Source organism: Congregibacter variabilis (assembly GCF_045689235.1).
Lineage (GTDB): Bacteria > Pseudomonadota > Gammaproteobacteria > Pseudomonadales > Halieaceae > Congregibacter > Congregibacter variabilis.
The window spans coordinates 3408476-3431356 of the sequence record NZ_CP136864.1 but is presented as its reverse complement, the minus strand read 5'-3'; the positions used below and the strand labels follow the sequence as shown (position 1 = coordinate 3431356).

Below are 22881 nucleotides of genomic sequence, written 5' to 3'. Positions count from 1 at the left end.
AAGCCTTAGATTCCAAAAAGACGGCTCTGTCAGACCCTCAGCTGTTACCGCGCGACAACGGCAGCTGCAGCGGCGTTGTCATGCTCTGTTGTTTTCCAAGTCGTACATCAACTTCGATTTCCTTTCCCTCCCCCGGCAGCCGCAATAGCTTGTCGCTGACCGTCTCTCCATTTACCGCGATGGAACTCACGCCGCGACCCACGTGATCAGGATCTTCGATAGCGATTTTTATTACACCCTGTTTGCGCCGGACGATAAGCCTAGCGCCACCCCATTGTGTTGGCAGGCAGGGATCAATGGTGAAGCCGCCATCTACCGGGCGTAAACCCAGAATCCCTTCTACACCCAATTGCCAGGTCCATGCGGAAGCGCCGGTGTACCAACTCCAGCCACCACGCCCACGGTTGCTATCTTTGGAATAGATATCGCCAGCCAACACAAAAGGCTCGCGCTGGTATCGCCGAACGCTCTCGGGATCGAGAGCGCGCCGAATCGGATTGAGGATATCGAATATCTGCCAGGCGGTATCGCCATCGCCAAGGCCCGCGAATGCCAGCCCCATCCACGTTGCCGCATGGCTGTACTGGCCGCCGTTCTCCCTTATTCCCGGTGGGTAAGCTCGGATATACCCTGGATCTCGCGAAGAATAATGAAAAGGTGGATCCAACAACAGCACCAACCTATCCTTATCAAGAAGCAACTTATCGCGCGCTGCATTCATTGCTGTCTTCGCACGCGGCTCATGGCCAAAACCAGCCAGTACGGCCCAGGACTGAGAGATGGAATCAATACGGCATTCTTCATTTTCGTGAGATCCCCAGGACTTACCCCGGTCATCTATTGCCCTGATATACCACTCGCCATCCCAGGCGCTCTCATCAATGGCTGTTTTCAAATTTTTAGCATATTGCTGCCAGCGATCGGCGCGCTCCGTCGCCCCGCGCTCCACTGCCAAGGGGTAAAATTCCTTGATCGCAGCGATCTGAAACCAGGCTAACCACACGCTTTCACCACGCCCCTGGATGCCGACACGGTCCATACCATCGTTCCAGTCACCGCTACCCATGAGCGGCAAACCATGAGCACCTGTGCTCATCATGTGGTCCAAGGCACGGCAACAGTGCTCAAACAGCGTCGCGGGATTACCTCGGTCAAATCGCGCATAGCGATCCTGCTCCCCCGGAGCCAGGGGAGGCGCCATTAAAAAAGGCACTGAGCAGTCAAGGATTGCACGGTCGGCCGAGGCCGTGACATACCGGGCCGTGACATAAGCGAGCCAGATGTAATCGTCAGAGCAGTGGGTTCTGACGCCGCGCCCCTGGGGAGGGTGCCACCAATGCTGCACGTCGCCGGCTTCAAACTGATGTCCTGCTGCCCGCAGGATATGCTCACGAACTCGTTCGGGATCAGCCTGTAGCAACGCCAGGGAATCCTGCAATTGATCGCGAAAACCATAGGCCCCGCTAGCCTGATAAAAGCCTGCTCTTGCCATCATCCGCGAGGCCAGGGTCTGATAGATCAACCAACGGTTGACCATTAGGTCAAAGGCGGGGTCAGGGGTCTCGACCTGCACAGCATGCAATTTTTCCGTCCAAAAGCTCTGTAATTGCGAAAACGCAGTATCGATCTGTCGGGGATCCTGATAGCGCGTAATGAGTTCACTGCTCTGTGCCTGATTAGCGCCCTGACCCAGGATAAAAACTGTCTCTTTGCTCTCCCCTGCAGCTAAGTCCAGATGCACCTGATATGCAGCACAGGCGTCACCCCCACTGTTAAAACCCCCTCCAAGATCAGATCTTCGAAGGCCCGCGGGACTTTGCAATGTGCCCTCGCGCCCCAAAAATTCGTAGCGATCTCCGGACACACTGTGAGCAACGTCAGTGGAAGACACAAACGCAACTCGCTCGCTAAACTCTGATCGCCATGGATTGTGACTGACAATAGCGTGTAGTGATGGGTCGTAGTGACAGACGATATGAGGCTTGCAGTTACTGCCAAGCGATCCAAGGAGCCACTGCGCGTAAAAAGTTGCCGTCAAACGGCGTGCCTGACCGGTGTGATTTGTAAGTCGAAGTCGCAGCAGTTTTACCGGATCCTTCGGTGGTACAAAGACAAGCAGATCCTGATCCAGCCCATGGCTCTTTTTTTGCCACCGGGTGTACCCCGTGCCGTGACGAATCCTGCATGCAGAACTTTCCTCAGCCGGTCCGGGAGTAACGCTCCAGAACCGGGCAGTGACTTCGTCGCGAAGATACAGGGCTTCTCCGGGTAGATCAGAAACTGGGTCATTAGAACTCCAGGTAAGGCGGTTTTCACCACTGTTAGCCGCCCAGCTAAAACCCAGTCCATATTCACTCAGGATCGCCCCAAACTGATCATTGGCCAGCACGTTGCACCACGGCGCAGGAGTATGTTCTCCCGGCCCGAGATCCAAAACGTAATCACCGCTAACTCGATCAAAACCTCCCATGCCATTGGCGAACTGAAGGTCCAGGGGCTGCAGAGCCATAGGTTCTAAGGCCAAAGGCTCAGGTCCGCTGGGTTCAAGCATTGGAAACAAAGCCCGATGCTCCAGCATATTGTCGAGTTTGCGCGACAGCGGGACCGCGTCATCGTCCAGAATTACCCGGGCCATTGTCTCAATACCCCGCTGCACATCCGGCTCCATGTGGTCGGCGTACAGCAGGTGTACACCGCCTTCACGACCCAAATAACCAAATACATCGGCGTCACGCAAAATAGCAAGAATGGTTTCGCGCAGAGGATCCTCATAGCCAGCAGAGCCTGTGCGCAATACGACAATGTCGACTCTAAGGCCGGCCCTGCGCCACAAATGCTGAGCCTTTATAAGTGTCTCGAGCAACCTGGTCGGCTTGGTCTCAGCCATGCGCACCAGCAGGATCGGTAAATCACCAGAGATACCAAAGTGCCACAGGTATTCCTGCCCATAACGACTCTCAGATAAATGGCTCGGCGAGGCTGTGAAATGCGGGTGTGGTTGCAGTAACAGAGAGGCAATAGCCTGCATATCCGGAAGTGCCGCCGGCTCCAATTCTACCCGGGCGACTTCGCGCGCGACCATTCTTGCGGCATCACGGAACGCCCAATCTAATGAATTCGTCTGGTAGCGCCCGGCAATCTCCTGCAACTTGCTCACCGACTCTCCAGCAATACTCAGGAGAAAGAAGCTAGCGCTCTCGTTGGGCCCCAGAGTCGCGCGCACAGTTAGCGCCATAATCGGATCCAGAGTCCAGCCCGTAGTGCGGGACAACTCTGAAAGCAAGCCCAGCGGGCGCTTCAGGTTGCCGTTGCGGCCAATAAACTGACTTCGATCCGTTTCGTAGCCAACCAAATCTACTCTTGCACTGTTCATCACTGCCATGTGGAGTAAATGGGGAGCGGGCGCTTCCGGCCTGCGCGGCCGCCGGGTAAACATCAAACCATTGAGCTGCGGATAGAACTCGCTGCCCACAAACAATTTGCTGAAGGCCGGATGACGTTCATCGTCGATGGGCGGCGCCAGCACCACCTCCCCATAGCTGGTCACCTCGATGGTCCGAGCCTCTGTGCCCTCATTGACCAGTGTGATGCGTCGGATCTCAACATCGTCATCTGCAGCAACACTCATCTCCACGCGGGTAGCTATGCCATGATTGCGGCGAAAATGCTCAATCATGTGGGGATGAAAAATTGTCCTTGACTCACTACCCGCGTCGCCCGTTGGCAAACGCCCCGCCGACCAAAGCATCTGAGACTCGACATCCTTGATGTACAGCCAGTAACCATGGCAATCGCCAGAGGAATCGGGAAGCCAGCGCGTAAGCGCGAAGTTCTTCCAATAAAGCCCTCCGGCTCCACCCTCAGAGTGCCAACTGGCCATGCGCCCGTTGCCAAGCATCAGGACCTGCGGCACCGTGGACCCGGTGGAGGGCACCCATGAGTTTAAAACCGGTACCGGTCGCAAGCCCTGCTCCAGCTCCTTTGCCTCTTTGATTCGCCCCTCTTCTATGGGCGCTTCCCAGGGGATACGCTCTTGTAACAGCATCTCGAAGGTGCGCATGCGCTTATCTGACATCATCCGATGGACCACAATGTCATTGTGCAGAGCATTGAAGATCGCCACCGCTATCATGCCCTGGTGATGAGCCATGTAGGTTTCTACTGGCTTGAATGCACTGTCACCAGAAGAACGCTTGCCCGTGAAGTCCAGCGCGTCGATAAAGCCGTAAACGCCCAACCGTGTAAGACCTGCCAATTTACGCAGATTATCAACGGCCAGCCGAGGCCAGTGACCCAAAGCGAGAGCCGTCGCATAGGGCGCGATTACAAGGTCCTCGCTCAGTCCGCGGCGAAGACCGAGTCCCGGCGCACCAAAGGCCTTGTACTGATAATTACCATCTGCGTCCGTAGCAGCAAAAGCGGACTCGGAGATCCCCCAGGGGGTTTTTCGACTGGCGGCATAATCGCGCTGATAGATAACAGCCGCAGACTGACTTTCACCCAAGAGTGTATCTCGGTGCCCAGGCATGAAAAGCGCAGGCATAAGATATTCAAACATTGAACCAGTCCACGACAATACTACCGGCTTGCCGTGCAAGCGGGTTACCGGGCGACCCAAAGAGAACCAATGCTCCATGGGAACATCACGTTTAGCTATGGCGAAAAAGCTTGCGGTGCGGGCCTCGCTCGCGAGCAAATCATAGTGGTTATGATCATCCTGACCAGTACTGACATTGAATCCAATCCGAAAAAGACGTACCTCTTTGTCATACAACAGAGAAAAATCCATGCCGAACGCGATGTGCTCTGCACGACTGGCCAAGTCCAAGAGGTCTGCACTAAGTTCCTCCTGCTTCGATAAGCCCTGCTGCAATGAGGACTGGAGATTCTCCAACCACACGCTGACGGATTCGGTCTGTGGCAGCGAAGTTAATCTATCTTCAATCAGCGAGTTGCAGGACCGGATGTTCTCTGTGAGATTTGGGATAGGGCACTCCGCCGATAGAACAGACATGACGCTTCGGGCAATGTCCTCGCACCCGGAGGGTGGACCCACCAGCAATCCCAGCCACGGCAGGTAATCATGCAGCTGCCGATAAAGTGCATGAAGATCATGGTGAAACCTGTCTACCCAGACTCGAACCTCGGTCAATGCTACTGGTGATGACTCCGCAGAATGAATCAGCTTCTCAGCAATCACCTGCTCGAACTTTGGCCAGTGCGTATCGACCAGCTCGCTTGCGCAGGTGCTCCAGCTGCTAACTGAAATACGAGCGTGGGAAAAAGTCTGTTCAAAATGGGATTGGTGGCGTTTGAGATCCTCATTGTTGATTCCGCCAAAGGAGCGAAGGGCATCCATCAACAATGCAAAAGTGCACTGCAAACCTTGCCATAGCTGAGGTCTAAAAACAGGTTCGGTCGCATATTCCAGACACGACTGCTTAAGCACAATCAGACAGGCGGCTAGATTCCCGCTGTCCACTGTCGACACATAGCGCGGCTCCAATGGCTTGAGTGTTCGAGTGTCGTACCAGTTAAAGATATGTCCACGGTAAGTTTCGAGTTGTCCCATGGATTTCAGAGCGCTGTGTATCCTCAATACAAAATCATCAGTACAAATAAAACCGAAATCCCGCGCCGTAGTTGTGGCAGTCAGGAGCATTCCAATGTTGGTGGGTGATGTGCGATGGGCAACTTCATTCTTTGCGCCGCCCTGAAAGTTATCTGGCGGCAACCAGTTCTCATTGGGGCCCGCGAAGGCTTCAAAAAAATGCCAGGTTCGCCGAGCGAGCTGAAACAGGAAACTCTGTTCATCATCGTTTAGATGCTGCCGCCGTGTCTCTCGCGGATGCCCTAACCAGATTGCAATTTCTGGAGCGATGAACCACAGCAATAGCAGTGGCGAGGCAGGAATCAGCGCTAACGGAAAAAAAAACGCCAGCGCCGGCGTCAATAAGACTGCGCTAAAGGATGAAGGCCACATAAGGCGCCAGGTCGAACTACGCAGGCTGCCGCGACTGATTCCATTTTGCACGTGAGCTGCCGAACGCCACTGCAGCAAATCACGCCTGCTAACCAGGAGACGCCAGAGGGTCCGGACGATTGCATCCAGAGCTATCAAAGTATCACTTACAAGAAAGGTTAGAGACCCGAACCAGTGGCCGCAAATTTCAAGTATGCGATAACGCATATCTGCGAACCTCGCGCTACGGTCTTCTCGCGTAACCGTATTAACCAGTCCTGCGAATAAATAAATGCCCGGGGCAAGCGCCGCAAGCAGGGTCCACAACCAGGGGTTTCCGGGCAGCACGGTCCAGCCAGCCAATAACAGAACCAACAGCGATGGCATCACAAGGCTACGCCGCAGGTTGTCGAACATTTTGAAACGATCAAGGGCTGATAGAGCGCCCGGCATTAGCGCGCCGTCGGCGGTCGGTATCTTTTTGCCAAGCCAAGGAAGCAACTGCCAGTCTCCACGTATCCACCGATGCGCGCGTAACGCATATTCCGGGTAGTTAGCTGGAAAGTTTTCGTAAAGAATAATATTGGATGCAAGAGCCGTTCTGGCGTGCGCACCCTCAAACAAGTCGTGGCTGAGGATCGTATTCTCGGGAACCCGGTTTTCCAGACTGCGTTGAAAAGACGCCACCTCGTAAATACCCTTTCCCACAAAAGATCCACTGGCGAATAGATCCTGATACAGATCAGAAACTGCCCGCGAATAGATATCTATGGCAGCGTCTCCGGCGAAAATCCTGCAAAACAAGGACACCGGACCAGAAAGGGGGAGCACCTCCAACCGCGGCTGGATAATCGAATACCCCCCGGCAATCTGCCCAGTTGTTGCATCCCATTGGGCTTTGTTAAGTGGATGCGCGATAGTCCCGATCAGACTCGCCGCGGCAGATGGCGGCAGCATTGTGTCTGCATCCAGAGTAATCACATATTTTATATCCCGTAATTGTGATAGCTCGCCCTCACGTAAAGAAAACTCGGCCGGATCACCACTGAGAACAAAGCGATTAAACGACTCGATTTTTCCGCGCTTCCGCTCCCAACCCATCCAGCAGTTTTGTGCGGCGTTAAAACGGCGGCGCCGGTGCAAAAGATAGAAGTTGCAAACCGCTGGGGCGTTTCCATACCCCATGGATCGTTCATTAAGACTCGCAACGGCTTCGACCAAAGCTTTTTCTATAGCGGCGTCGTTGGGCTGCACTTCTTCTTTAGAGTCAGGAAGATCAGACAACAGAACAAAGTGCAGCATGGGGTCAGGATTTGCCAGCCGCCGAAGCTCCAACCACTCCACCAGCGGCGGCACGTCTTCTGCCCGAGAAATAATCACCGGCACGACCACAGCGGTCTTGCAGTCCACCGGAATCCCCTTTCGATAATCAATAGCCGGCAGAGCGCGAATACTGACAAGTGATGCGAGCAACCACTGTACAAGCGCCTGACTGAGTACACTGGCTGGCAGTGCAACCAAGAGTAGCGTTACAAGCCATGTGATCGGCGCAGCTCCCGTGTGCAGGAGGTACCAAAATGGTAAAACCAAAGCCGCGATAAAGAACAGCAAAGAGACGGATGAGTAACACAAGCCGGCGTTACCCAAGATGAAAGCCTGACGTCGCTCTCGCCAGTCCCGCCGATATCCCAAGGACTCCTCCAACGCTTGTACACCCTCATCAATCAACCAGAAGCCCACATGGCGCTGTCGACTGCCCGGCTTCTCGCGGTTGGCAAGCGCTATGACCTTGCGCGCGATAGCGACTTCACCAAAGCCACTTCCCTTTGCAAGCCGCTCTACAGCTCGTCGATAACTATCCCTGGATTGAAAGTCCATGTTGGCGTAGCACTCAGCCGGGTCGCGACGCAGAATCGCTTCTACACAACTTGTATGGTCAACGAAGTCAGCCCACTCAAACGCGTAGACAGCCGCCAGAACACTGATAGCCTGAGCCACACGATCAGTGACATCAGGGCTTCGCGCTTTTGTCGCGTAAACGCTTATTTTCCAGGGTGGAGCGAGGTCCTCGGACAACTGCTCGAATGCATCCGCCAATATCTCAAGACTTGCCAAGCGCAGCATGGAAGGTAGCGCCCAAAGCTCGGCAACAGTAAGCGGTGCGACTTCCTGATACGCATTGATATACCGCTGGAGGTTGCCAGAGGCCAACTGCTTGCGCATAGCTTTTATGGCGGCGTGAGCGACCGCAAAAACTCGGGGGACCTGATGGCTATCTGCAGTGCTCAGTACAGGCAACTGGTGATAGAAATCCGGCGGAAGATCCTCTCCCAACTGACGAATGGCTCGCAGGACCTGATAGTCATTGTCCAGTAGCCAGTCGGCTACCCGGCTGTGTTCCGGCTTGGGGGCGGCACAGTAGCTATCAATTCGGGCAATCCAATCGGGCATTTGCCTGAGATGCTTATAGACAGATAAAAACTCTTTGGATGACTGACCCAGCTTATGGCTTCGGGCGACCCTGCGAGCCTCTGATTCGAGCAACTGTGATGAAAAGACATCCGCTGTGGATTCCGCCATTAACTGGCTCCAGTCGGCTGCCGCACCCCGTTGGACTGAGCGGGCGCATGCACATGCCCTCCGCGGACACCCCGTGCCTGTCTGACCATCAACACCGGCGCAGAGGCATTAGCTAACAGAAAAATCGCCATATCGCCCGCCGATACATCCGCGTGGCCACCATTTCCATAGGATGAAATCACCACGAGATCCGCTGACTCGCTTGCAATCGCCCCTTTCAACTGCCGGCGAACGTCTCCATCTACCAGCACCAGGGGCCGGGCTGCTACGCCAAGACCGCGGATCTGTTCGCACTGCCGCTCCAGGTAGTTCTGTGCGACCCGTTCGTTGCGACGCTGCAGACGATCCCTCAGTTCGATGTCCTCTGTCTCCAGGGGAACAACAGCGATGAGGTCCGGTTGAGGTACTGCATGAACCAAAACGATGTCGGCGCCCTGATCGCGAGCAATCTTCGCGGCAATGCTTATAGCGACCTCGGCTCTAGGTGAACCATCCAGCGGTAGTAAAACGCGACGATAGGGTGGTTTTTTGGCGTTGACAGTATCAGGTGGAATCACCAGCACCGAGCTATCTACCTTATCGACCACGTTGCGCACGGTTTGCCCCAATAACCCTGGTGTATCCGCGGTGGATCTACAAAGCACAACCACATCATCCAGACCATTGGAAACACAAGTAGCAATTTGGTCGCTCGGACAACCCTGCAACACCCGGGTCGAGATTGAACGATCTGGGGAGGAGTGCGCGCTGGCGAGCGCGCCAACGAAAGCCTCTGCCTCGCGACGACTGCACTCCCATTCCACGGGATCCGCAGGCACAAAAGTAGAGTTGTGCGCCTCCATGATGTGCAATAACGTCAGGTCAGCGTCAAGAGCTGCTGCAAGAGCCTTGGCATGCGGCAATATTTTTGCTGCAGACCGAGGCTTATCGGCGCAGATCAACACTTTGGGCAATTCACCCAGACCGACACGGTCAGCGACCAATTCCACGGCTTTAACTCCCAAAAATGATGCGAGAATGAAAGCCCCCCGCCCCCCCCGGGCGGGTAGAAAGACCCTAGGTACGCACCTATGATCCCTGGGCTTTCAGGCAAACTTCACGTTGTCTTTACGCTGATTTTCTTAACTTTCTTTTGAGCTTCCTTGGTTTTCGGTAACTCAATATGCAACACGCCTTTCTTGAACGTCGCCTGAATTTTTGACTCGTCTACGGCGCCGGGCATGGGAAGAACCCGTCGAAACTGGCCGAAAGCCCGCTCCTTGCGGTAATAATCTTTTTTCTCTTCTTCTTTCTCTTCTTTTTTCTCACCACTAATAGTCAGCAGGCCATCGGAGTAGCTAACATCAATATCCGCCTGATCTATTCCAGGAAGCTCCACCTCAATGTGATAGGCCTTGTCATCCTCCGTTTCATCAACCAACGGTGACAACACTGTCTCAGACCACGGGGCGAGCAACGTAGGACGACCGCCGTTATTCAAAAAGTCATCGAACAAACGATCCATTTCTCGATGCAAATTGCTTTTCCCCCACAAAAACATGTCAAGGGGACGACTTTCCAGATCATTCCAACGGCGTAAGCCCCGCTTTTCTTTCTTGGCAGGATCTTTCACTGCGACTGTATTCATACTCATTCTCCGTAATTGAATTGTTTCAGGCTGATGCAACCGGACTCAGGCCCTTAAACTCTCTTTTGGGGCTGCAGATCGCGGCCAGGGTATCGCCGATATCCTGAGGATCCACGCCCTCAACACCCGACTTGTAAGCGCAGGCGATGTCATTCAGGGATACGATTCCGATCGGCTGACCATCGTCATTGATAACAGGGATTCTGTGGACCTGATTCATCTGCATCAGATGTTGAACATCACTGATCTCATCATCGGACTTACAACACACTATGGGTTGCGATTGCGCTAAAGAAACCGGAATGGAGTTCAAACTGCCACCGTTCATATAGGCCGCCATGGTGATATCCCGATCGGTGACCATGCCCACTATGTGATCTTTGTCGTCGACAACCGGGGCGCTGCCGCAATTACGCTCGTACATCAGGTGCGCCGCGTCGCCCAGTGACTGCGTTGCATCTACACAAAAAACTCTGGCGGTCATGATGTTTTTGACTTGCATTTTGATCACCCGTTTTGTGATTCCGCAATGAGGAAGCGGATAATTGCAAAGCCATAACGCAACTTATATCGGGAAATTTCCTATATTGAGTTCAACCAGGTACTTGCACAGTAGGGTTTTTCTTAGGTTTCTGTTCACAGGCGAACTCGCAGGACCCGATTCTGTAGAGCTGCTCATCGACTAGAATCTTGACGGAGCAAGGAAAAGCAAGATATGGAACAGGACAAGAGACAAGACAAGCAACAAGGCGATATTGAAATAAATACGTCTGCTGATGGGGCTCCATGGAAACGTCCCAATGTGCAGCTGGCCGTCTACCTCATGTTACTTGCAATGCTTTGGTGGCAGTGGGGTATGCGTGTAGCGCGAGAAGAAATTCCCTACAGCGATTTTCTGACTTTTCTTGACCAGGGCCAAATTGACACTGCAATAGTCAAAGACAATCGAATCGAAGCCGTCCTAAAAATCAAGGATGAAAAAACCGGCAAACCCCGCATAGTAGTCACCGTGCCGCTAGCCGACAGTGAGCTCGCTTCAATGTTTCGCGAGCACGCAGTAGATTATGCTGTAAGGCACGACAGTGGCTGGTTGCCAGCATTGTTGAGCTGGGTATTCCCCTTCGCCCTGCTGTTCCTGTTCTGGGGGTGGATGGGTCGACGAATGCAGGGGGGCGCCGCAGCGGGAGGCTTTCTAAGTATGGGCAGCCATACCCGCATTCACGCCGACAGCTCGCCTCCGGTGACATTCGGCGATGTCGCTGGGGCGGAGGAAGCCAAGGAAGAATTAAAAGAGAGCATTGAATTTCTCAAGGACCCGTCTCGCATCCAACGCCTCGGTGGTCACATGCCTAAGGGCGTCCTACTTCTGGGCCCACCGGGTACCGGCAAAACTCTATTGGCGCGTGCGGTATCAGGTGAAGCCAAGGTGCCGTTTTTTAACATTAGTGGCTCAGAGTTCATTGAGCTGTTTGTGGGAGTGGGTGCGGCACGGGTGCGTGATCTATTCCAACAGGCCCGCGACAAGGCACCGTGCATTATTTTCATCGATGAACTCGATGGCATCGGTCGCTCACGCGGTGGCCCGGCGGTAATGGGTGGCCACGATGAACGGGAACAGACTCTCAACCAATTGCTAACGGAAATGGATGGCTTCGATCCGTCTATCGGCGTAGTGGTGATGGCCGCAACCAACCGCCCTGAAGTGCTGGATAAGGCTCTGCTGCGCGCAGGCCGATTTGACCGACAAATTGTTGTAGACAAGCCCGATCTGGGTGAAAGGCAATCGATACTCCAGTTGCATGCAAGCAAACTGACCCTTGGAAGTGATGTGCAGTTGAGCGTGGTGGCGCAGCGCACGCCGGGGTTTGTGGGTGCGGATCTGGCGAACATCTGCAACGAGGCAGCGATACTGGCTGTGCGCCACAACCGCAAAGAAGTGACCATGGTTGACTTCGAGGCGGCTATCGACCGAGTAATCGCTGGGCCAGAGAAAAAACATCGGGTGCTAAACAGTGAGGAAAAGCGCCGCGTGGCCTTCCATGAATCCGGGCATGCTCTGGTAGCGTTGTCGGTGCCCCATGGTGAGCCTGTGCACAAAATCTCAATTATTCCCCGGGGGGTAGCTGCGCTCGGGTATACCCTGCAGCTCCCCGTGGAAGAAAAATTTCTATCCACCCGCGAAGAACTTAGGGACCAGCTCGCGACACTGCTGGGGGGACGGGTTGCCGAAGAAATCGTATTTGATGACATTTCTACCGGTGCCTCCAATGACCTGGAACGCGCCAGCGAAATCGCCAGAGACATGGTTACGCGCCTGGGCATGTGCGAAGACCTGGGGCCCCTAACGTATGGAAGACGCCAACAGTCACTCTATTTGGGAGGGGATTATCTGGAAGAAAAAAACTACAGCGAGGATACCGCCAGGCAAATCGATGCCGCAGTAAAGACCCTCGTGGAGGAAGCCCATCGTCGCGCCAGAGAGATTCTGCAGCAGGAACGCCCTGCGCTAAACCGTATGGCGAAATTGCTACAGGAAAAAGAAGTGATCAGCGGCTCTGAGGCCAAAGCGCTTATGCAGGCAAGTCACCATTAACGCTGTTTTAATTGGCTATGGCTTCGATCTGGCGTTTTTTTGCTTGCACCGCAGGGCATGGTGGCATCGCTAGGCTTGAAAATTTGATATAGGCGCGGTGTTGTCCTTTGGCGTTTGGGCTGTGACCGAGGAGAAATACTCGATGGTGCAAGCGACTTCTGTTCCGCCACCGGTCGCACCAGAGATCTCGAAAACTGCACCGATGCTTGCAGCACGATAAGGCATGATGTGCATGCCCAGGCCTTTCCCTTCATTGCGGTCCGGATTGATACCTGAACCGTTGTCCACGACACGCAGCAATATGTCCTGTCCCCGCAGCTCGAGGAAAATATCGATACGATCAGCGCCAGAATGTCTGGCGGCGTTCAGCACAGCCTCTCTGGCAATATGGTAGAGCTGATCCGCAGTATAGTGATCGGAGATTTCGACCGCTCTCGAGCAGTGCAGCTCGCAGATTAGCCCGTACTCATCACTGATCTGACTGCTCAGATTCTCCAGTGCACTCATAAGGCCGCTGTCCCCCACTTGCACAGGGATCAGGCCTTTCCCCAATGAACGAATATCTTTGTTTGTCTGGCTCAGCTTTTGGCTGAGCAAGCTGGCCTGCTCTGCCTGAACAGAGCCCTGTCGCCTAAGATCCTGAGCCAGGCCCTCGGCCATCAGGCCGAGACCAGCCAGTGCCTGCTGCGGACCATCATGCAAGGCCTGCCCTATGCGCCACTGGGTGTCACCGGCAGCGACCAACACTTCCCGCTGTAGTTTTCGTAGTTGGCTGGTATCCGCTATAACGCCCGTATACAGACCCAGATGTTCGACCTTACTCACAGACAAGGTAATCGGAAAGCTATGCCCATCGCGATGCAAGGCCAGCATATTCCTGTTCTTGCCGATGACGCGAGACCTGCCTGTTTTTAAATGCTGATGTAAATAGTCATCGTGGTGTTTACGGTGCTGTGAGGGCATCAGCATGCTGATATTGCGGCCTGTGATCTCAGCCGGCGTATAACCAAAAAGTTTCTCCACCGCTGGATTACAGTCCCGAACAATACCTTGCTCATCGATGGTGATGATGGCATCCAGAGCCGCGTCCTGAATAGCCTGCAGACGTTCCTTGCGCTCTATACATATTTTCTCTTCACTCTTACGCTGGGTTATATCCCGGAGCATCGTCACGAAATAGGCCGACGCTTTATCGTCGCCGGACATTGGGGTAACTGACAACTCTAATTCGCCGAACTCACCAGCCTCCGTCGCGTAATTCAACTCCCCAAAGAAGCCACCTCGATCATTGATGTCATGATCTATCTGTGCCGTCGAGGCCAAGCCGATTAACGGTCCTATCAGCTGCTCTGGGGACTGATTCCGCATTTGTCCCGGACTACAGCCCAGAAATTTGCACATGGCATCGTTCACAAAAACGAGGCGAGAGCGGGACCAGTGATCGCGATTTACCGTAATCAATACGCCGTCATTAAGGTTGGCAAGAGCGTGGGCCATTAATCTGATTTCCTGAACCTGAGCCTCCACTTTGTGCTCAAGACTCGCGTTCAGGACCATCAGGGATTTCTGCAAACGCGCAAGATCGGTAATATCAACCAGTGCAACCCTGCATTGGCGTTCAGGTGCAGACTCACTGGAGGAAGCTATGCTTTCAAGCCTGACCCTCCTCACTGTGTCACGGGGGCCCAGCAAATCCAGCTCCACCAATTGCTTTCCAGGGCTGGCGAATACTTCCTGCCAATGCAAATAGGCCGCGTCCTGACTCGCCGGCGCGAGAAAGTCTGATAGCTTTGACTGCAGCAGGCTATCGCGTCCAATGCCCAGGATATCTGCAGCGCTCAGATTAGCCTCGAGTACTGAGCCCGCTTCATCCAGTGTTAAATATCCTACGGGAGCGAAATCATACAGGTCAGCGAAGCGATCGCGGGAGGACGCCAAATCGAACTGAGCCTCGCGCAGCTGCTCATTCTGCAACTCCAGCTCGACCTGATGCACCTGCAACTCATAGACAAGCCGTTGAATTTCGGCTTCAGACATCGCGCTTACGTCGGCGGCCGATGCACCGACTCTGGCCTCGGCCTGTTTGCGCAAGTCCGCACCACGCCTTTCGGTTTTAGCCCTTTTTTCAAAGACCATTAGCCCGGGTCGTCTCCGACAGCTCGCTTCCCGATAAACGCAATAGCATCCATTTCTCCACTTTCCGTAGTAAGGACAGTAAGAGTCAGGCGCACTGCCATCTCCTCACCCCAGCGATTCAGCAAGCGCCAGGAAACATTACGAATAATCTCGCCGTCCCGGCAGCGGTTAAGCAGCGCGTCAAACTCATCGCATCGTTCGGCGGGAATAAATTTTCTCAGAGGCGTCCCCAGCATGCCCTCCCGAGAGTAACCATAGGTCCTCTCCGCTTCATCATTGAGATCAAGAACCGCGCCATCGAGGTTGAGGATAATCACTGGATCCCCGCTTTCTCTGAAAACCTTTGACATATGTCGCAGGTCTGTTTGCACCTGTTTGAGCCTGGTGATGTCAACAAATGTCAGAACCAGTCCGTCTATGGCATTGGTGGAAGTTCGGTAGGGCATAATTCGCATGAGGTATACACCACCATCACTGGTGTTTACTTCGGTCTCCCGGAACACCAGCGTTTTGAGTACATTTTGGCAATCCGCACTCAGATCTTCATGCTGCAGCTTCGACGCCAGGTCAGAGATTGGTCGACCCACATCTTCGTTGCGCAGCATCACCAGATCCCTGGCCCTATCGGTAAATCGTTTTATCTTTAGCTCGTTGTCGAGAAACAGAGTCGCAATTTTGGTGCTGTTGAGCAGGTTCTGCATATCGTTACTGGACTCAGACAAATCCTCTACCTTTGACTGCAGCTCAGCGTTAACCGTGGTTAATTCTTCATTAAGAGATTGCATCTCTTCTTTTGAGGTTTCGAGTTCCTCGTTGGTACTTTGCAACTCTTCATTAGTCGATTGCAGCTCCTCATTGGTCGCCTCCAACTCCTCATTCGCGGTTTCCAATTCTTCAAGAGTTGCACGGTGCGTCTCGCGCATAAACTTAAGTGCACGTTCCAATTGCTCAAGGCGCTTCGCACCTTCGGCGTCAGGCCGGCCCTCCGTTACCGCATCCGTCGCGTGAACTGTTTTGGAAGCACTCGGGCGAAAGCTCACCAGCAACAGATCGCGCAAGCCCTCCGGTTCAGAGAGCTTGACTACACTGAGGTCCACCACCGTAGTCGTACCATTGGTGTTCACGTGAATACTGTTGCGCACAACTTCACTTTCCGTGGAGGCCTGACGCAGCGCCTCCGTGAGCTCTATCTGCAAGCCTTCGCGCGCCATTTCCAGAATATTGTTGCGCGGCTGACCCTCCGATGGCTCGAGATAAGCGCCAGTGCGCCCGTGGACGTATACGATGTCACCTCGCCCGTTGACAATGACACTGGCAGGCGCAAAACGGTTTAGTAGGGCACGCTCTATACGCCGCGGCACGGTGTTGTCCCTCACGGCCTGCTTTGCAGCTGCCCGGGTACCCGGGCGACTTTCCTGGGCAGCCGCCTGTAAAGGAAAATCCGGGAGTCCATGGCGCTCCTGAGCGCGGTGTTTGCGGCGAAATATCTTCCAGCGCTGATCCAAGGGCTCAAAAAGATCAGAAAATGAGCCTATGGTTTCCGACGACCCCAGAAACAGCAGACCTTTTGGCTCAAGCGCGTAGTGGAAAATAGGCAGCAGTTTCTTCTGAATACGCGCATCGAGGTAGATCAAAAGGTTACGGCAGGAGACGAGGTCCACATGGGTAAAAGGAGGGTCCTTGATGACATTCTGGACGGCAAAGATCGTGGACTCACGAATGTCCTTGCGAATACGGTAGCCACCCCTCTCACTGCTGAAGTACTTTTGCCGTCGCTCCGGCGTCAGGTCATCAGCCATGGCCTCCGGGTACAGCCCTGCTCTGGCTTTATCAATCGCTCGGGCATCCAGATCAGTACCAAAAATCTGAACATCCAGTTGCCGCTGATTAGCCTGCATGGATTCGTGTAGCAAGATGGCGATACTGTAAACCTCTTCCCCGCTGGAACAACCGGGTACCCACACTCGCAGTTTTGAACCCTCGGGACGCGATTTCACCAAATCGTCTACTAGTTTTGCCAAGGCCTCCCAGGCCTCAGGATCCCGAAAGAAATTGGTGACGTTGATCAACAACTCACGAAACAAGGTGTCGATCTCATTCGGGTTTTCCTGAAGGTACCGTACATATTGGGCGTGGCTTTGTATCTGATGTACGTTCATTCGCCGAGCTATACGCCGATGAATGGTATTACGCTTATAAGTGGAAAAATCATGGCCCGTATGGCGACTCAACAGAGCAAAAATCTCCTGCAGTGCTCTGCTATCAATTGCTGGGGATGCGCTGCTTGTCAGAGGCGCACTCAGATAGGGTGCTTGCACATACCGAATGAGTTGCTCTGGCATGGCATCCGGAGGCAACACAAAATCCACAAGTCCTGTGGCAATAGCGCTATTGGGCATGCCGTCATGCTTGGCTGATTGCGGGTCCTCTACCATCGTCATACCCGCCTGTGCCTTGATCTCCTGCAGCCCCAAGGTGCCGTCGCTTCCGGTGCCTGACAGTATGATGCAGACCGCCCGTTCGCCCAGGTCCTTGGCCAAGGAGCGCAGGAAGTAATTGATGGGCAGTTTAGGCGCATGGTCGGCGTCTTTTTCCAGACGCTGCAGCTTACCGCCTTCAATGGACAGTTGGCCGCCGGGAGGGCCGATATAGATGTGATCTGCTTTTACATCCAGCCCCGAGCTGGCGACCTCTACAGACAGCTCGGTAGTCTTGGCTAACAACTCGGGTAAGAGCGTTTTGTGGCCAGGATGTAGATGCGTGACCACAACGAAGGCCATACCCGTATCGGCAGGCATGTTCCTAAACAGTTCTTCCAGCGCCTCAAGCCCTCCTGCTGAAGCACCGATACCCACAACGGCCGAGACACCCGCAACATCCGTTGGATGTCCCTGCATATTCGTCAGCTCGGAACTATCTAGATTATCGCCCGACAAGAAGTGTTCTCCGTTTTTTACTGCCCCAGCATTTTTTATCGCTCTTGCCGCCATCCTTTTGGAGACATTAGCTTCAGTCTAGTGCAGTTATCCATGCGATGGAATATGGATGAGCAGGAGATAACGCTACTGTGAGAGCACCCATTGCACTGCCCGATGAATCAGGCGTGTGTTGTCCGGCACGCCAATTTTGCGTTTAACGTGATCCCGATGTGCGTCCACTGTCTTGGGGCTGACATGTAACTTAACCGCAATTTCCTTGGTCGAGTAACCGTTTCCAATGAGAGTAAAGACCTGCAGCTCCCTCTCCGAAAGCACCTCTACCGGATCTTCCACAGCCGCACCTGCCCCCGACAACTCGCGCTCGCGGATACGGTTTGCCAGTTTATTACTGATATAGAGACCGCCGTGACGGACCACCTCTATGGCCTCTACCAGTTTATGGGGATCATCCTGCTTGCAGATGTAACCGTTAGCGCCCGCATTGATCGCGCGCTCGCCATACATCAACTCGTCGTACATAGATGCGACCAGAATATGCAGCTTCGAAAAAGCCTGCCGAGCGCGATGAATCAGCCTTAAACCACTATCATCTCCCAGATTTAGATCCACGATCATAAGATCTGGCGTACTGGCTTCCAGCTTACGCATAGCGCTGCTTTCGCTATCCGCCTCAGCGCATACGCTTACGCCATCAGTATGTTCTATCAGAGATCGCAGCCCTTCACGAAAGGTCGGATGATCATCCACCAACAGTACTCTGGCGTCGCCCACATGCGCCGCCTTCACGACACGCGCTCCGCTACAGTGCCCAGCGAAGTTACATAAAATATAACCATCATTTTCTTCTTATAGTTTGAGAGGCCGGGAAAAGCCGCATCAAAGAAGCCATGCCAGACGCTACTCCCACACCTTCTTGTTAGTTACTAGGGAAAACACCTATTGTTCTTGTAAGCGGTGTCGAAGCAATAGGGGTTTTCCCTATAGCCCAAAGAGCACCCGGTCTTTATTTTTCGTCCTCTGGCTGGTGGCGTCATGCTTATTGAAGCGCTCGTTAGCGTCGCCGCGCGCAGAGATAGCGCTTATCAGGGGACTCATTTGTGTGAACTATCCAACCGCTACACCAAACCGTCAGCCAGACCCTCCGGTACCTGGGAAAACACGCATCTGGGCCATCGGATTTTTGACTCTGAATATTATTGTTTTTGCAGTGGTGATGTATGCGGTGTCCGGAGAGCTGTCTGCACTGTTAGTGCGCTTTGAAACACATTGGAAAATACTGCTCGCCCTGTGTCTGGGAATGCTGGCGACGCTCGCGGCAGGCAACCGGATCACCAAAAAATTTCGGGCGTTACTGGTCTTTTGGGACTGGTCACGCAAACTCCCGGTCACACGGGTTTTTAAAAGATATCTCCCAAAAAAAAGCCATAGCGAGGGTCAGCTACCGGATAACCCAACGGAGCAGGAGGCTCTCTGGGTAGAAATCTATCGCAAGTATCGAAGTAACCCTGCGGTTGTGGACGACCGTAACGACTTCTTATTAGCTCAAGAGATAACCTGGCTGTCTTTTATAATTCTGCTGTTCTTTGGCGCGGGATCACTCATCATCAGCACATCCACCCCTGTGCAGCTACTGGTATATCTGACGTTTCTGCTGCTTCAATATCTCATAAGCTCCATCGTAGCCCGGTCACTGGGGACCCACTTTTACGCTGATGTGCTCGCGGTAGGCCAAGTCTACAAAATCGGACATGAAGCGCGCCCTTTGCTGGACTTACCCGAGTGTAGTGAAGAATAAGCTGCCCGTTCATCACGATTTTTTTGCTTAAAACCGTGTCTTAGCGTTTTTCGGCTGGCATTTTTGTGAGCATCAATCGCGGTGCTTCAGAATAAAATCCACCACCTCAACAACTGAGTCAAAAGTAAGGAAGTCACCCGTTATACGATGTTCATCTCCCGGGAGATACTTACCCGTTTTTACCAGGCAGGCGTTCATTCCCACCCGGAGCGCTCCCTCCACATCACTGAAGACATCATCGCCCACCATAATTGTTCGCTCGGGAGACACCTGTGTTGAAGCCATCACTTCCCGGAAAAAAACTTCGCTGGGCTTGCCGACTATCGTTGCCTCCACGCCCGCGGCGAACTCAATTGCCTTTACAAAAGGGCCTGCATCCAACTGCAGCTCATCACCGGACTTGCAGTAGCGGTTGTAACCGATGCCCAGAAACGGAGCACCGGCCATACAGAGTTGAAAAGCGCGATTCAGGTTTTCAAAACTGAAACCTGTTGCAGCATCGGCAAGGAACACGGCGTTGGGATCGTGCTGGTCAATATCAGAGAACTCACCGACGATATTCTCATGCACAAGGCAGAAAGGCCTGAGCTTTCTCGTTTGCAGCCAATCACGGGCTGCATCTACCGCAGTAAACAACTGTGTGGAATCAAGAGAAAACCCAAGAGCGTACAAATGGCTCAACAGCTCCTCTCGCGCCTTCTGAGAGGTGTTGGTGATAAAGCGTACCTGAACACCGCTGCGCTGCGCACGTTCTACGGCGTTCGCGGCACCGGGAATGCTCTTGGCGCCCTGATAAAGCACACCGCTAAGATCAAGCAACAAGGCATCAATCATTTGATATCCCTTTATAGCTCGCACACCCTCAGCCCGATGAAAGCGCCCTCAGAAGCGCAATTTCCTGAGGCCACAACGATGCATCGATGGTTTCCAGAACCATGGGAATGTTGTCAAACCGGGAGTCCTGCATAATGTACTTGAATGGCGTCATGCCAAGGCAACCGTGATCCAGGCTGTCGTGACGATCTACCCGGCTGCCAAGGGTCGCTTTGGAGCCATTAAGATGTACACCGCAGAGGTACCGAAAGCCAATCACTGCGTCAAATTCAGCAAAGGTTGCCTCGCAACCGGCAACAGTACTGATGTCATACCCCGCAGCGAAGCAGTGGCAGGTATCAAGGCAAACTCCTACACGGGACTTATGTTCTACCTGGTCGATAATTTCTGCCAGCTGCTCAAATCGATAACCAAGGCAATTGCCCTGGCCTGCTGTGTTTTCTATTACGGCAGTGACCTTCCGGGTCGCGTTAAGCGCAAAATCAATAGACTCGGCTATGCGCTTAAGGCAGCTGCTTTGACGTATTTTTCCAAGGTGGCTACCGGGATGAAAATTGAGATAAATCAGACCCAGACTTTCGCAGCGCTGCATCTCATCCAGAAACGCCCGACGTGACTTTTCCAAGCCCTGAGTCCGGGGGTGGCCGAGATTAATGAGGTAGCTACTGTGCGGAAGTATCTGCCCAGGGCTATAACCACAGCTTGCACAGTTTGACTTAAAGGCTCGGATAGCAGGCTCACTGAGGGCCTTGGCGTGCCACTGTCGCTGGTTTCTGGTAAAAAACGCAAAAGCTGTAGCACCGATACGCTGGGCATTGAGGGGTGCATTCTCAACACCCCCACGAGTGCTAACGTGCGCTCCGATGTATTTCATAAGACGGCAACCCGGTCTAATTCCAGACAGGCACCAGCCAAGGACATCAGCCTACCCACAACACCGCCTTTGATGACACCCAAGTCGTTAAGTCTCTGTGGGACTTCCTGCGCAAAAGCGCGCCCCCTTTGACTCCATGGCAGTGTACGAATTGTCAGCATAGATTTGACGGTGAGAAGGCAGCAATCGGGCTTTCTCCTATATCGCGGGACCCGACCCTGAACCAGACTGCAGAGCGAACGGACGCTTTAAGCGGTTACTTTTTCTACATCGACGATAGAACTTCGCAGGGTGCACAAGGCGACTCCACGGGAATACAGATCATGACGACAGTCAGCGGCATAAGAACGGTGGGTGAACAGGATCCGGAAAAGCGTAATTCCCCGGTGACGGATGAAAACGACGATCTGGATTATGACCTTCATGAAAATGTCGGAGAGCATACCCACTGCCATTTCAACGACATCGCTTACCCGCATGGAACCTTCGTCCGCAGTGGCGGTAGCCTGCTGCGCTGCGATCGCGGGGTATGGCTTGTTTCGGTTAGCGACGATATCGATTCTCCGTAGCCATTGCGACCGTAAACAAAACCAACAATTAGTGTTACCGGAACTGACTACCACAGCGTGAACAAGCAATGATCTTCCGACAGCTAATTACATCGCTGGCTTCACCGAAGGAACCAGCATGGACAATTTTTAAATTTTAACTGGAGTTGCTTATGGGCCGCTTTGAAGATTTAAAAAAGCAGATGATCGACCATCAACTAGCAGCTCGGGGATTACGCGATGAGACTGTGCTTCGTGCAATCAATGCAGTACCGCGTGAGGAATTTGTTCCCACCGAGTTAGTAGAATTCTCCTATAGCGACTCGCCTCTACCCATTGCCGCAAGCCAGACTATCTCGCAACCGTACATTGTTGCTCTTATGACTGCTGCGCTGGAGTTGCAGCCCACAGACCGGGCATTGGAAGTCGGCACCGGCTCAGGTTATGCCGCCGCTGTTCTTGCACAGATTTGTAAAGAGGTGTTCACGATAGAGCGGCACAGGATACTAGTGGACACTGCTCGAGAAAGGCTCCAGGCCCAAGGCTATACAAATATTGATGTCCGACATGGTGACGGCACTCTGGGTTGGCCCGAGGAGGCGCCTTTTGACGCGATAGTCGTTGCCGCTGGCGGACCCGAGGTGCCCGATACCCTCAAGCAACAACTCGCTGTTGGAGGCCGGTTGGTTATTCCCGTTGGGGCGGACCTGCGAAGGCAGCAGCTCATTCGTGTCAGGCGAGTCAGTGAGCAGGAGTTTCTGGAGGAAGACCTGGGGAGCGTTCGATTCGTACCCCTGATCGGAGCAGCGGGCTGGGCGGATGAATCTGCCACTGTTGTTGCCACGGACAGAGCAAAAAAGCCTTTGCCTGAGATCATTTATGACTCCAGTGAGCATTTCGCAAGTATCGACCATGCGGATTTGCACAAGCTACTGGAGCGTATAGGCGACAGTCGGCTGGTGTTACTTGGGGAAGCCTCACACGGCACAGCCG

Annotated in this window: 12 protein-coding genes and 1 pseudogene; 4 read left to right on the top strand and 9 right to left on the bottom strand. The window is 53.6% G+C overall.

Features of this window, described 5'->3' with window-relative positions; genetic code table 11:
• Positions 1 to 37: 37 nt before the first annotated feature.
• From R0135_RS15260 to R0135_RS15245, 4 genes are all read right to left on the bottom strand, one after another.
• On the bottom strand, positions 38 to 8542 hold the full coding sequence (locus R0135_RS15260; RefSeq protein ID WP_407347774.1) for a GH36-type glycosyl hydrolase domain-containing protein: 8505 nt from the start codon (positions 8540 to 8542) through the stop codon (positions 38 to 40).
• Entirely contained in the window at positions 8542 to 9531 is a 990-nt protein-coding gene (locus tag R0135_RS15255; RefSeq protein ID WP_407347773.1) for a universal stress protein, read from the bottom strand. The genes R0135_RS15260 and R0135_RS15255 overlap by 1 nt, the downstream gene beginning before the upstream one ends.
• Before the next feature lie 107 nt (positions 9532 to 9638).
• Positions 9639 to 10169, bottom strand: a complete 531-nt coding sequence (locus R0135_RS15250) for an Hsp20/alpha crystallin family protein (protein WP_407347772.1) — start codon at positions 10167 to 10169, stop codon at positions 9639 to 9641.
• Between the two features lie 25 nt (positions 10170 to 10194).
• Entirely contained in the window at positions 10195 to 10671 is a 477-nt protein-coding gene (locus R0135_RS15245; RefSeq protein WP_407347771.1) for a CBS domain-containing protein, read from the bottom strand.
• A 213-nt stretch (positions 10672 to 10884) separates the two neighbouring features.
• Here R0135_RS15245 and ftsH point away from each other — a divergent pair, with 213 nt between their 5' ends.
• On the top strand, positions 10885 to 12762 hold the full coding sequence (gene ftsH / locus R0135_RS15240; RefSeq protein WP_407347770.1) for an ATP-dependent zinc metalloprotease FtsH: 1878 nt from the start codon (positions 10885 to 10887) through the stop codon (positions 12760 to 12762).
• A 69-nt stretch (positions 12763 to 12831) separates the two neighbouring features.
• On the opposite strand, the gene R0135_RS15235 is transcribed toward ftsH, so the two are convergent.
• The 3 genes from R0135_RS15235 to R0135_RS15225 form a co-directional block, all read right to left on the bottom strand.
• The gene (locus tag R0135_RS15235) at positions 12832 to 14853 is read right to left on the bottom strand and encodes a PAS domain S-box protein (protein ID WP_407347769.1); all 2022 of its coding nucleotides are present in this window, start codon (positions 14851 to 14853) and stop codon (positions 12832 to 12834) included.
• A 44-nt stretch (positions 14854 to 14897) separates the two neighbouring features.
• Positions 14898 to 17834, bottom strand: coding sequence for a chemotaxis protein CheB (locus R0135_RS15230; protein WP_407347768.1), 2937 nt, complete (start codon positions 17832 to 17834; stop codon positions 14898 to 14900).
• A gap of 126 nt (positions 17835 to 17960) precedes the next feature.
• Positions 17961 to 18623 carry a response regulator gene (locus R0135_RS15225; protein WP_407347767.1) on the bottom strand — a complete coding sequence of 221 codons (663 nt, stop codon included), beginning with the start codon at positions 18621 to 18623 and terminating at the stop codon, positions 17961 to 17963.
• A gap of 313 nt (positions 18624 to 18936) precedes the next feature.
• Between R0135_RS15225 and R0135_RS15220 the strand changes: the two genes are divergently transcribed.
• The gene (locus R0135_RS15220; RefSeq protein ID WP_407347766.1) at positions 18937 to 19632 is read left to right on the top strand and encodes a hypothetical protein; all 696 of its coding nucleotides are present in this window, start codon (positions 18937 to 18939) and stop codon (positions 19630 to 19632) included.
• A gap of 72 nt (positions 19633 to 19704) precedes the next feature.
• On the opposite strand, the gene R0135_RS15215 is transcribed toward R0135_RS15220, so the two are convergent.
• Together R0135_RS15215 and nfo are read right to left on the bottom strand one after the other, a co-directional pair.
• Positions 19705 to 20466 (bottom strand): TIGR01458 family HAD-type hydrolase, encoded by a 762-nt coding sequence (locus R0135_RS15215; RefSeq protein WP_407347765.1) that lies wholly within the window; start codon positions 20464 to 20466, stop codon positions 19705 to 19707.
• 28 nt (positions 20467 to 20494) lie between these two features.
• Complete coding sequence (gene nfo / locus R0135_RS15210) at positions 20495 to 21340, bottom strand: deoxyribonuclease IV (RefSeq protein WP_407347764.1); 846 nt, start codon at positions 21338 to 21340, stop codon at positions 20495 to 20497.
• A 323-nt stretch (positions 21341 to 21663) separates the two neighbouring features.
• Here nfo and R0135_RS15205 point away from each other — a divergent pair, with 323 nt between their 5' ends.
• Positions 21664 to 21909: a hypothetical protein gene (locus R0135_RS15205; protein WP_407347763.1), complete on the top strand. Its 246-nt coding sequence runs from the start codon at positions 21664 to 21666 to the stop codon at positions 21907 to 21909.
• A 182-nt stretch (positions 21910 to 22091) separates the two neighbouring features.
• A pseudogene (locus tag R0135_RS15200) lies at positions 22092 to 22688 on the top strand (protein-L-isoaspartate(D-aspartate) O-methyltransferase); the annotation flags it as partial.
• Between the last annotated feature and the right edge of the window lie 193 nt (positions 22689 to 22881).